10 protein-coding genes and 1 other RNA gene are annotated in these 12,708 nt (G+C 37.4%); 9 read left to right on the forward strand and 2 right to left on the reverse strand.

Going from position 1 to position 12,708, the window contains the following annotated elements:
- Positions 1 to 68 precede the first annotated feature (68 nt).
- Complete coding sequence (locus tag PSA_RS08345; protein ID WP_042153045.1) at positions 69 to 671, forward strand: pentapeptide repeat-containing protein; 603 nt, start codon at positions 69 to 71, stop codon at positions 669 to 671.
- A 39-nt stretch (positions 672 to 710) separates the two neighbouring features.
- Here the strand turns inward: PSA_RS08345 and ssrS are convergent.
- Positions 711 to 892: non-coding RNA, 6S RNA (ssrS, locus tag PSA_RS08350), on the reverse strand.
- 183 nt (positions 893 to 1,075) lie between these two features.
- Between ssrS and PSA_RS08355 the strand changes: the two genes are divergently transcribed.
- The 4 genes from PSA_RS08355 to PSA_RS08370 all read left to right on the forward strand — a co-directional run bounded on the left by PSA_RS08355 (position 1,076) and on the right by PSA_RS08370 (position 5,485).
- Positions 1,076 to 1,642 carry a UPF0149 family protein gene (locus PSA_RS08355; RefSeq protein WP_042153065.1) on the forward strand — a complete coding sequence of 189 codons (567 nt, stop codon included), beginning with the start codon at positions 1,076 to 1,078 and terminating at the stop codon, positions 1,640 to 1,642.
- A 92-nt stretch (positions 1,643 to 1,734) separates the two neighbouring features.
- Positions 1,735 to 3,033 (forward strand): Xaa-Pro aminopeptidase, encoded by a 1,299-nt coding sequence (gene pepP / locus PSA_RS08360; protein ID WP_193216568.1) that lies wholly within the window; start codon positions 1,735 to 1,737, stop codon positions 3,031 to 3,033.
- 14 nt (positions 3,034 to 3,047) lie between these two features.
- Positions 3,048 to 4,289 carry a 2-octaprenyl-6-methoxyphenyl hydroxylase gene (gene ubiH / locus PSA_RS08365; protein WP_042153048.1) on the forward strand — a complete coding sequence of 414 codons (1,242 nt, stop codon included), beginning with the start codon at positions 3,048 to 3,050 and terminating at the stop codon, positions 4,287 to 4,289.
- Complete coding sequence (locus tag PSA_RS08370) at positions 4,286 to 5,485, forward strand: FAD-dependent monooxygenase (protein ID WP_042153050.1); 1,200 nt, start codon at positions 4,286 to 4,288, stop codon at positions 5,483 to 5,485. The genes ubiH and PSA_RS08370 overlap by 4 nt, the downstream gene beginning before the upstream one ends.
- Before the next feature lie 417 nt (positions 5,486 to 5,902).
- On the opposite strand, the gene PSA_RS08375 is transcribed toward PSA_RS08370, so the two are convergent.
- On the reverse strand, positions 5,903 to 6,748 hold the full coding sequence (locus tag PSA_RS08375) for a LysR substrate-binding domain-containing protein (RefSeq protein ID WP_042153053.1): 846 nt from the start codon (positions 6,746 to 6,748) through the stop codon (positions 5,903 to 5,905).
- Between the two features lie 130 nt (positions 6,749 to 6,878).
- Here PSA_RS08375 and PSA_RS08380 point away from each other — a divergent pair, with 130 nt between their 5' ends.
- The 4 genes from PSA_RS08380 (at position 6,879) to gcvP (ending at position 12,508) form a co-directional block, all read left to right on the forward strand.
- Positions 6,879 to 7,475: a hypothetical protein gene (locus PSA_RS08380; RefSeq protein WP_052380271.1), complete on the forward strand. Its 597-nt coding sequence runs from the start codon at positions 6,879 to 6,881 to the stop codon at positions 7,473 to 7,475.
- Positions 7,476 to 7,595: 120 nt separating this feature from the next.
- Complete coding sequence (gene gcvT / locus PSA_RS08385; RefSeq protein ID WP_042153055.1) at positions 7,596 to 8,675, forward strand: glycine cleavage system aminomethyltransferase GcvT; 1,080 nt, start codon at positions 7,596 to 7,598, stop codon at positions 8,673 to 8,675.
- Positions 8,676 to 8,721: 46 nt separating this feature from the next.
- A complete protein-coding gene (gene gcvH / locus PSA_RS08390) occupies positions 8,722 to 9,111 on the forward strand; it encodes a glycine cleavage system protein GcvH (RefSeq protein ID WP_042153058.1) in 390 nt (129 codons plus the stop codon).
- Positions 9,112 to 9,619: 508 nt separating this feature from the next.
- A complete protein-coding gene (gene gcvP / locus PSA_RS08395) occupies positions 9,620 to 12,508 on the forward strand; it encodes an aminomethyl-transferring glycine dehydrogenase (RefSeq protein ID WP_042153061.1) in 2,889 nt (962 codons plus the stop codon).
- Positions 12,509 to 12,708: the final 200 nt, after the last annotated feature.

A 12,708-nucleotide genomic window follows, 5' to 3' on the forward strand; every position in this document is an offset into this window, starting at 1 on the left:
ATCGGTGCAATTTAAATTTAACTAAATACAATGTCCCCATAATATGATTTTTAATCAAAAAGAAAAAAATGTCTCAATTATTCTTAAAAGAAAAAGAGTTATACAATCAAACTTTTAATAACGTAACTTGTAGTGAATTATCATTAACAGGTAACGTTTTTGATTCCTGTGAGTTTGTATCGTGTGATTTTAGTAGTGCGGTATTTAAAAGTTGTGAATTTATTGATTGCAACTTCGATAAATGTAATCTCAATTCATTATCGGTGAGCAATAGTAAGTTTTCTGATGTTGTATTTACTGAATGTAAAATGCTTGGTGTTGATTGGACTAAAGCTTATTGGCGCGATTTAGCATTGGGCTCATTATTAAAATTTAATCAGTGTATGATCAATTCAAGTTCCTTTTATGGTCTAAGTCAAGCCGAAATAGCAATAAAAGCATGTAGAGCACATGATGTTGATTTTCGAGAAGCTGACTTTACTAAGGCTAACTTTCAAGATACAGATTTAAATAATAGCTTATTTTCAAATACGAATTTAACCGGTGCAAAATTTGCGGGGGCGATTAATTACGATATTAATATTAATAGAAACAAAGTAGAAAATGCGAGCTTTAGCAGATACGAAGCAGTAAGGTTATTATATGCTTTGGGAATTAATTTAGTAGATTAAAAAATGAAGCGAATACTAAAAACTTACTTAAAAATAAAGGTGTTCCCCAAGACGCGGTTTCAAGTATTGGTCCTGAACCCAATGGCTCAGGTCGGAGCTCAGATGCCTTCCGTAGGCTTCTCGGTACATGCCAAGCTTGCTCAATAGAAGGTTAACTGAATTCCTGGTAAAAAGTTTATCGGCTCAGGGACGTAACTCGTACACCAACACCACAGGGAACAATTTAAGTATATATGAGTCGTAGCAAACCTCTACATTTTTTTTCAAAAAATTGATCTGAATGCTACTAATATAAACAAATGGTTGTTTATTTATTCAAGCTACTGCAATTTAGTGGTTTTGCGCTTTACCCAGTGGTAGCATTAATACATATTCAGTGCACAAATTCAGGTTTAAAATCCGTCATGAGTCAAATTCAAGATTATCAAGAAGTCCAGCAAGTATTAGAGCAAAATGAAATTCATATCATGCCGTCTGAAGTACATGGTGTAATTAGCGGCTTATTAGCATGTGGTTTAGATATTCAAAGTGATGAGTATTTACAAATATTGAGCGATGTATTTAACGAAGGGCAAAATTTTAATAGTGAATTAAAGTCTTTTTTTGCTGACTTTTATAAATTAGTCACATCAAACTTAGATAAAGATGATCTGTCGTTTGAACTATACCTGCCTCATGAAGATGAATCTCAAGCGGATCAAGCCAATGCTTTAGTAGCTTGGGTATCTGGTTTTTTATTAGGTTTTGGTTTAAAACAAAAAAATTACGTTAAATTATCACCAGATGTAAAAGAAGTGATCACTGACTTTACTGAGATCAGTAAATTAGATACCCACTTTGATGAAACTGAAGATGATGCACAAGCTTTATATGAAATTATAGAGTATGCACGCATTTCAACATTATTATGTTTTGCAGAGCTAGGTAAAAAACAGCAAAGTTCAGCATCTCCAAGTAAAACATTGCATTAATTTAATTGCTTAAACTCCATATTAAGGCCACTAAGTGGTCTTTTACTTTGAGAAGTTTTCTAGCTGTATCAAAAAAGACTTTTGGAATAATAATGAACATAATCGAATTTAAAAATCGTCGAGACAATTTATTAAAAAAAATGGATACCAATTCAATCGCTATTATTCCTGCTGGCGTTGAATTAACACGTAGCAGAGATACTGAATTCCCATTTCGTCAAGACAGTGATTTTTTATATTTAACTGGTTTTTTAGAGCCAGAAGCTGTTTTAGTGTTATCTCCAAGTGCCAAAAATCAATCAACATTATTTTGTCGTAATAAAGATAAAATCGCTGAAATTTGGTGTGGCAGACGCGTTGGTCCTGAGCGTGCGCAATCAGATTTCTTATTCGATCAAACATTCCCATTATCTGAGCTAAAAGATACGTTACTGACTATAGTGAATGGTCATTCAACGCTTTATTACGGTCAAGGTACCTATGCTGAGTTTGATGAAAAAATTTGGCAATTGCTTAATACCTTAAGAGGCGGACCTAAAAAAGGTTATAAAGCCCCTGCAGTGATTAAAGATGTACGTAATTTAGTACATGAAATGCGCTTATTTAAATCAGAAAACGAAATTGAATTAATGCGTAAAGCTGCTGTGATAAGTGTGCAAGCACATATAAGAGCAATGAAATTTTCAAAAGCGGGTGCGTTTGAATTTCAATTAGAAGCAGAACTTCATCACCACTACGCAATGAACGGTGCGCGTTATCCTGCATACGGTACGATTGTTGGTTCTGGTGATAATGCCAATATTTTACATTACACAGAAAATTCAGGCGCATTAGTTGATGGCGATTTAGTTTTAATAGACTCGGGCTGTGAGCTTGAAGGTTATGCTGCTGATATTACACGTACTTTCCCAGTAAATGGCAAGTTTAGTGCGCCACAAAAACAGCTTTATCAACTTGTATTAGACGCACAAATTGCTGCTATGTCATTTTACAAGCCTGGCTTTACCTTAAAACAAGCATCTGTTGCTGCAACTGAAGTGCTGACTCAGGGCATGATAGATTTAGGTTTACTTGAAGGTGAGCTTGATGAGCTTATTAAAAGTGAAGCTTATAAAGCATTTTATATGCATGGTTTAGGGCACTGGTTAGGGTTAGATGTGCATGATGTTGGCGATTATAAACAAGACGAAAAAGAACGTATTTTTGAGCCAGGAATGGTATTAACCGTTGAGCCTGGTATTTATGTTGCGCAAGACGCTAAAGCACCAGAGCAATTCAAAGGCATAGGTGTGCGTATTGAAGATAATATTTTGATAACACATGATGGTCATGAAAATTTAACGCAGTCTTTACCTAAAACTATCGCCCAAATCGAAAGCTTAATGGCTTAGTGGCAGGAGTGACAGTGCAAGATTTATCAAAAAGCACACATCATTTTGATGTTGTGATTGTAGGCGGTGGTTTAGTTGGCGCAACACAAGCTTTGTGTTTAGCTAAATCATGTCCGCAACTTAAAATCGCAGTTGTTGAAGCCTTTGAGGCCACACAAAAAAATCAGCCAAGTTTTGATGATCGCAGTATCGCGATTGCTGCGCAATCAGCACAGTATCTTAAAAAATTTAATTTATTTAATGAAAGCTTAAACTATTGTGAAGCCATTAAAACAGTTCATGTCACTGATAAAGGCCATTTTGGTAAAGCAAAAATAACCGCACAAGAGTATCAACTTGATGCGTTAGGCTATGTGGCAGAAGTAAAACCTTTAGGTCTTGCGTTACATAAACAGCTTGATGAAACAAAAAGCATAACACTATTTTGTCCTGATCAAGTTGTTGCACATCGCTTTACACAAGACTTAGCTTTTATTGAGCTAAAATCTGGCATTAAATTATCATCTTCATTGGTTGTCGTGGCTGATGGCGGGCAATCTGTAAGTCGTGATTTATTAAATATAGACTTTAAAAAGCAAGCTTATGAGCAATCAGCATTGATTGCTAACATTGAAGTGGCTGGTGGGCATAATAATCAGGCTTTTGAGCGATTTACACAATTTGGTCCTATGGCTTTATTGCCTATGAGCCAAAACCGTTATTCATTAGTCTGGTGTCAGGGCCCTGTAAAAGCACAAGAACTATTAGAGCTACCTGAAAAAGAATTTATATCTCAATTGCAAACAGCTTTTGGTTTTAGTGCTGGCAAGTTTAGCCAAGTGGGAATGAGAGCATGCTATCCATTGGCATTAGGGCGTGCAGAGCGAATAGTGCAACATCGTGTGGCTGTAATAGGCAATGCGGCACATTTAGTGCACCCAATAGCAGGACAGGGCTTCAATTTAGGCTTACGTGATATACAAGCTTTGGTTACTAAAATAACGCAAGCTCACCAAAATAATCAAGATATAGGCTGTTTTGAAGTACTACGTGCATTTGAGTTAGAGCGCAAAAAAGATTTAGATAAGGTATTAATGTTAACTGACGGTTTAGTGCGTTTATTTTCAAATTCGTCTCGTATGCTAGCACTTACTCGCAGTATAGGGCTTGTTAGTATGGATTTATGCTCAGATTTAAAACAACCATTAGCAAAACAACTTATGGGTAAAGTAAAAGTTCGCTTATCATCAGATAATGTTGAGGAAAAAGTATCATGATGCAAACAAAAGTATGCATTGTCGGCGCAGGTTGTATTGGATTAACTCTTGCCTTAGGTTTAGCTAAATCAGGGGTTGAAGTCGTTGTATTAGATTCTGCATCAGGTGAAATCGAAGTGGGTGAAGAGTTTGGTTTAAGAGTCAGTGCGCTGAGTTTAGCGAGCCAAGCTTTATTTGAAAAACTAGGAGTATGGCAAGATATTATAACCACCCGGGCTCAAAGTTATCAAAAAATGGATGTCAGAGATCAAGACTCTTTTGGCAAGATTTCATTTACAGCTGCAGATTTTGATACTGAACATTTAGGTCATATTGTAGAAAATGATGTCATCCGCCAATCTCTTATTGCCCAGTTAAATAATCAAGCTAACGCGACTTTGATGTTTAATACCCGCTATAAGGAAATACATCAATCTGATAATGATGTATTTTTAACATTAGAAAACGGTCAACCAATCATTGCTAAATTGCTGGTGGCGTGTGATGGCGCAAATTCAAATATTCGTCAAACATTTAAAATGCCAATTACTTTTTGGGATTACGATCATCATGCAATCGTAGCGACGATTAAAACTCAGTTACCCCACGATAATGTTGCAAGACAAGTGTTTTTGCCTGAAGGCCCATTAGCTTTTTTACCATTAGCAGAAAAAAACACCCATTCAATAGTGTGGTCTACTTCACCTGAGCATGCAAAACAGCTACAAGCATTAAGTGATGAAGAGTTTAATAAGACCTTGATGGCACATTTTGATGGTCAATGTGGATTATGCGAAATAGTCAGTGATCGAGCAGCGTTTCCTTTAACCATGCGTTATAGTAAAAAGTGGTTAGATAACCGTATTGTATTAATGGGTGATGCAGCACATACCATTCACCCTTTAGCGGGCTTAGGTATGAATTTAGGTCTAAAAGATGCAGCATTGATGATAGATTTATTAAGTGAAGACTCACAAAATGAAGTTATCAGTACAAGAGTCCAAAAACCCGAATTTGCTCCGCATAAAGTGTTACGAGAGTACGAACGTGCCCGTAAATCTGATGCACAATTACACATCGCTATGATGCAAGGATTAAAAGAATTATTTGAAGGGCAAAACCCAGTTAAAAAACTGATCCGTGGCATAGGGCTAAACTTAGTTGATAACCTAGGGCCATTAAAACAAATATTTGGTAAAAGTGCTTTAGGCAAGTAAATCTGCTGCACAGCTTTACTGGTGGCCACTACGTGGCGAAAGACAAATTAAAGTTATTTAAAGCAACTAAGAAACCAAAACATCTCATTACCGAGTTTTTCTATCGGGAATCTATTTTATTTTCATGTAGATCTCCGATAAAACACTTCGGAGATGACTGCTTGAGGGAGTAAATATGCCATTCCTGAGGAAGTAAAATATGTCATTCCCGAGTTGCTTTATCGGGAATCTATTACCTATATCTTAATAGATCTTCGATAAAACACTTCGGAGGTGACTGCCTGAGGAATTATAGGATGTCATTTCTGAGGGATTAAAACATGTCATTCCCGAGTTGTTTTATCGGGAATCTATCGTTAAATTTTTATCCATGCATTGCAACGCAGTTGCCATCAACTGAGCTGCATAGCAGATCTGTTATTTCAACCTTAGTGTAATAAACTCAGCTAATTTATCAACGGCTTGATCTTCGTGCTGATTTCTTTTTATTAAACTAATACCTATTTTGCCTAAAGCAGGCAACACACTGGTGCTTCTTGAATGGTTTAATTCTGCAGGTACGGTTTGTTTGGTTAAAATTGTTATGCCTAAATTACCTTTTAATGCAGCTGTTAAACCGGCTAAATCGGCATTGGTATAAACAATGCGCCATTTTATGCCTGCGTTATCTAGCGCATTGATTGCACGTTTACGATATAAACAGCCTTCTGGGGCAACAACTAATGAAATAACATCGTCAGATGATACATTTAAATCGCCCACCCACACTAATTCATCTTCCATAAAGATTGGATTATCAGAATGGTCTAGCTGTTCATTACAGGTTAGCACCAAATCAAATTGCTCTCGGTTACTAATATGCATCAATTGTTTGCTTAATTCGGATTTTATTTCTAAAGAGACATCGGGATATAAGGAAACAAATTCACCGATAATATAAGGTAAAATACTGGCTGCAAATTCACTTGGAATACCTAAACGTACTTTACCTGTTAGTAATTCAGAGCTGAATTTTTGTAAAATAGCATCATTCATTTGCAGTACTTGCTTAGCAAGCGGCAGCAACATCTCACCTTGATGATTTAATACTTGTCTTTGCCCTTGTTTTTTAAACAGTTTTTTACCAAGTAAATCTTCAAGCCGTTTTATTTGCAAACTCACAGCTGGTTGAGATAAACATAATAATTCACCTGCTTTGGCAAAACCACCTACTTCAACAACAGTAATTAATGCACGTAAAGCATCTGTTGGGATATTCTTCATTAGTATTTTCTATTTATCGACCGAATAATATAAGTATTATTTATCAATATATTTAAAATTACAATTTGTTGTTGCATTAAAGCAGCAATATAATTTTTAAATATTCTAAAATAGCATTAAAGGCACTGTAATGATCTTAAATACAACGATGTTTGCGAATCACGTATTAGATTCTGATACTCAAATTGAAAATGCGAATAACTTTACCTTTCATCCACAAAAACAAGTGTTGGATATTGGTGGTAGCGCAGCTTTGCCTTTCTTACGTCATATTTTAGATTCTGATGTTGTTAAATTAACAGCACCAGGCATGGGCATACAAAGTACCCTAAGACCAAAAAATACAGATTTTGAAGTACAACTTGATGTGTATTACTTTTCAGAGTCAGCTTACCGCATTATCGTAAATACAACACAACCTGCATTGTTCAATGCGTGGTTATCGCCTTTTGAAGATATTTACGATATCGATATTATCAATCGTTCAGATTTAGCGGTTATGCTTGTAAGCGGAGATGATGCATTTGATATGTTAGTTGAGCAATTTAAGTTTACACCTGGCATACGTTTATCTGACTCTCAACAACGTTTTGGTGCACAAAGTGGCCGAGTATTTGTAACTGCTGTACATGCAAATGAACGAAATAGTTACGAATTATTAGCAAGCCCAACAGAATTAGCCAATTGGCAGCAAGAATTTACAAAATTAGGTTTCATCAATAGTTAAATAAATGTGCCCCTTATGCATATCTTATGTATAATCGCGGCTCATGTTATTCCCCTCGTAAAGAGGCCACGGTCCGTTTGGTTTTTATTACCCGGATATTAAATAAATTGCAGGAATATTATGACAAGTAAAACAGTTCTACACGCAAAACATTTAGAATCAAACGCAAAAATGGTTGATTTCCACGGTTGGGAAATGCCAATCAACTATGGCTCTCAAATTGAAGAGCATCATGCTGTTCGTCAAGATGCAGGTATGTTCGACGTATCTCATATGACAATTGTTGATGTTAAAGGCGCTGACGCACAATCATTCCTTCGTACATTAGTAGCAAACGATGTTGCTAAGTTAACTGTACCTGGTAAAGCACTATACACAGGTATGCTTAACCATGACGGCGGCGTAATTGACGACCTTATCATTTATTTCTTCTCAGAAACTGAATATCGTTTAGTTGTAAACTCAGCAACACGTGTTAAAGATTTAGCATGGATCGGTGAAGTTGCAAAAGATTTTGCTGTTGAAGTTGCAGAACGTCCAGAATTTGCCATGATTGCAGTGCAAGGTCCTAATGCTAAAGCAAAAACTGCTACTATCTTAAATGCAGAACAAGTTGCAGCTGTTGAAGGCATGAAGCCATTCTTTGGTGTTCAAGCTGGCGAATTATTTATCGCTACAACTGGTTACACTGGTGAAGCAGGCTACGAAATTGTTGTTCATAATGATGATGCAGCAGATTTATGGCAGAAGCTTTTAGACGCGGGCGTTGCACCAGCTGGTTTAGGCGCACGTGATACGTTACGTTTAGAAGCAGGTATGAACCTTTACGGTTTAGATATGGATGAAACTGTATCACCACTTGCTGCTAATATGGGTTGGACAATTGCTTGGGAACCAGAAGATCGTAACTTCATTGGCCGTGAAGCACTTGTTAAACAAAAAGCTGAAGGTGTCGATAAACTTGTTGGTTTAGTATTAGAAGCTAAAGGCGTTTTACGCGCAGGTAGTAAAGTAGTTGTTGATGGTGGCGAAGGCGTTATCACATCTGGTACTTTCTCTCCAACTTTAGGTTTTAGCGTTGCACTTGCACGTGTACCAAAAACAGTTGGCGAAACTGCACAAGTAGAAATGCGTAAAAAATTAGTTGATGTTAAAGTAGTTAAGCCTAGCTTTGTACGTAACGGCAAATCAATAATTTAATGAATTATGGGCTAATAGCCTAAATAAAGAACTAAGGAACATAAAAATGAGCAATATCCCTAGCGAATTAAAATATGCAACGTCTCACGAATGGGTTCGTAACGAAGGCGACGGTACTTACACTGTAGGTATCAGTGAGCACGCACAAGAACTTCTTGGCGACATGGTATTTGTTGATTTACCAGATGTTGGTGACGAAGTTGACGCTGGTGAAGATTGTGCAGTAGCTGAGTCTGTAAAAGCGGCTTCTGACATTTATGCACCAATTTCAGGTGAAGTTGTTGCAATCAACGAAGAACTTGAAGATGCACCAGAGCAAGTAAACTCTGACGCATACGGTGACGGTTGGTTATTCCGTGTTAAAGCATCTGACGAGTCAGAGCTTGCTAATCTTCTAGACGCTGAAGGTTACGAAAATTCAATCGACGAAGACTAATCTCTTTTGTTGATAAAAAGCCTCTAGATACCCAAAATACTGTAAATAGAAGAATTCAGTAAGTTAAGAAGTGACTAGATTCAAGGCATAAAATTGTAGGACTGGTTATTCCAATTCAAAATTTTTATAACGAAGAAGATGGTTGCTTATCAACTTACCCGAAGGGAGGCTCGGTAGGGAATTATTTCATCGTTGCAGCTTTTGATAAGGGAAAAACCATTATCTACAAGCGGCGTCTTGATTTAATCCCCTACCAAGCCTCTGAACCTCTCTCTTTACAGTAATTTGGGTATTTGGGCTTTTATATTTTTACTGTTGTGCAGTAAAAATACATACCCATTATATTAATATACACAAGCGAAAAGTGTTAACCCCTTAATATAATTGGTATTTAAACTTTAAAATGGTTTGTTTTAAAAACTTAGATTAAACCATTTATTAGCTAGTTTTAAATATCACTTTTTAACTAGTATGAATTATTTTATTTGTATCATAGGAATCTGGACTAATGTCAAACGCCAACTCTCTTGAGCAGTTAGAGCAAAAGCAAGACTTTATTCGCCGCCATATCGGCCCTGACGCAGCACAAACACAAGCAATGTTAAACGACATGGGTGCTGAATCTGTTGACGCATTAATCAATGAAATCGTACCTGCGGATATTCGTTTAGCTGATCTTCCTGCAATTGAAGAAAGCAAATCTGAAGTACAAGCATTAGCAGATTTAAAAGCCGTTGCTAACTTAAACAAAGTTAACGACACTTATATTGGTTTAGGCTACTTTGGTACGCTAACACCTAACGTAATTTTACGTAACGTGTTAGAAAATCCAGGCTGGTACACAGCGTACACGCCATACCAACCAGAAATCGCACAAGGTCGTTTAGAATCATTATTAAACTATCAACAAATGTGTATTGATTTAACAGGTTTAGATTTAGCATCAGCTTCTTTACTAGATGAGGGCACAGCAGCAGCCGAAGCAATGGCTTTAGCTAAGCGTGTATCTAAAAACAAAAAATCAAACTTATTCTTCATCGCTGATGACGTATATCCACAAACTATTGATTTAGTAAAACAACGTGCTGACATGTTCGGTTTTGACGTTGTTATTGCACCAGCTGCAGATGCAGTAAATCACGACGTATTTGGTGCTTTATTACAGTACCCAGGTGCAACAGGTGAAATCACAGATATCGCTGGTTTAATTAAAGACTTACAAGCTAAAAAAGGTGTTGTTGCAGTAGCTGCCGATATCATGAGCTTAGTAATGTTAAAATCACCAGGTGAACTGGGTGCAGATGCTGTAATTGGTTCTACTCAGCGTTTTGGTGTACCTATGGGCTACGGTGGTCCTCACGCTGCATTTTTCACTACAAGTGATAAGCACAAGCGCTCATTACCAGGTCGTATTATTGGTGTATCTAAAGATACTCGCGGTAACGCAGCACTTCGTATGGCAATGCAAACACGTGAGCAACATATCCGTCGTGAAAAAGCGAACTCAAATATCTGTACAGCTCAGGTATTATTAGCAAATATGGCTGCATTCTACGCAGTTTACCACGGTCCAGAAGGCCTAAAAGTAATTGCTAACCGTATTCACCGTTTAGCAGATATCTTAGCTGCAGGTACGACAGCTAAAGGTTTAGCACCAGCAAACAATACTTTCTTCGATACATTAACATTTAATGTTTCTAACAAAGACGAAGTAATAGCACGTGCATTAGCAAACAACGCTAACCTACGTACAGACGTAGATGGTCAAGTTGCAATTTCATTAGATGAAACAACAACACGTGACGACATCAATACTTTATTTAATATCTTATTAGGTGAAGGTCATGGCTTAAACGTAGCGGCACTTGACGCACAAATTGTTGCAAACGGTAGCACATCTATCCCAGCTGAATTAGTACGTAGTTCCGAGTTTTTAACTCACCCAGTATTTAACTCGTACCACAGCGAAACAGAAATGTTACGCTACATCAAAAAGCTAGAAAACAAAGATTTAGCACTAAACCATTCAATGATTTCATTAGGTTCTTGTACAATGAAATTGAATGCGACAGCACAAATGATCCCAGTATCTTGGCCTGAATTCGCAAACATGCACCCGTTTGCACCAGTAGACCAAACTGTTGGTTACAAAAAAATGATCGACGAATTAGGTGACTGGTTAGTAGAACTAACAGGTTACGATAACATCTCAATGCAGCCAAACTCTGGTGCACAAGGTGAATACGCTGGTCTTATCGCAATTCATAAATACCATGAAAGCCGTGGTGATTCGCATCGTAACATTTGTTTGATCCCATCTTCTGCACACGGTACTAACCCAGCGTCAGCGCAAATGGTTGGTATGAAAGTAGTGGTAGTAGATTGTGATAAGCAAGGTAACGTTGATATGGACGATTTACGTGCTAAAGCAACTGAAATGGCTGATAACTTATCTTGTATCATGATCACTTACCCGTCTACGCACGGTGTATACGAAACAACAATCGCAGAAATCTGTAACATTGTTCATGATAATGGCGGTCAAGTTTACCTTGATGGCGCAAACATGAATGCACAGGTAGGCTTAACATCACCAGGTCTTATTGGTGCTGACGTTTCTCACCTTAACTTACATAAAACTTTTGCTATCCCACACGGTGGCGGTGGTCCAGGTATGGGTCCAATCGGTGTTAAAGCACACCTTGCACCTTTCTTACCAGATCATGCATTAATTAATGTTGATGAATCAACGAAAGGTAACGGCGCAGTTTCAGCAGCACCTTATGGTAGTGCAGGTATTTTATGTATCTCTTACCTATACGTTGCTTTATTAGGTAAAAAAGGCGTAACTGATTCAACTAAATATGCAATCACTAACGCTAACTACTTAGCCCATAAGCTTGGTCAACATTACCCAATCTTATATTCTGGTGCTAACGGCCGTGTTGCTCACGAATGTATTATTGATTTACGCCCAATCAAAGCAGAAACAGGCGTAACTGAAGTTGATATGGCAAAACGTTTAATGGATTACGGTTTCCACGCACCAACTATGTCGTTCCCAGTAGCGGGTACTTTCATGATTGAGCCAACTGAATCTGAGTCTAAAGTTGAACTAGACCGTTTCATTGAAGCTATGGTATCTATCCGTAACGAAGTGACTAAAGTAGGTTCAGGTGAGTGGGCCGCAGATAACAACCCATTACACAATGCACCACATACACTTGCTGATATTACTGATACTTGGGATCGTCTATACACGATCGCTGAAGCAGTATTCCCAGTACCAGCAGCAGCTGCAAACAAATTCTGGCCAACAGTTAACCGTATCGATGACGTATACGGCGACCGTAACCTCATTTGTTCATGTCCTGCAGTAGATACTTACAAAGACTAAATTTTGTTGTTGATCACAACAGATCAAGTTGGAAATCGGTGAGATCAAGTTGGAAACTGCTAATGTAGTTGGAAACTTCAAGTGAATTTTAGAAAGGCGGACCAGAAATGGTTCGCCTTTTTTGTACTTAATTGAGGTTATCTGTAGAGATTAAAACTATTAGATGTAGATTTGTATATAGGATCTGATCTAATAGTTTA

The organism is Pseudoalteromonas sp. '520P1 No. 423' (genome assembly GCF_001269985.1).
Taxonomy (GTDB): Bacteria; Pseudomonadota; Gammaproteobacteria; order Enterobacterales; family Alteromonadaceae; genus Pseudoalteromonas.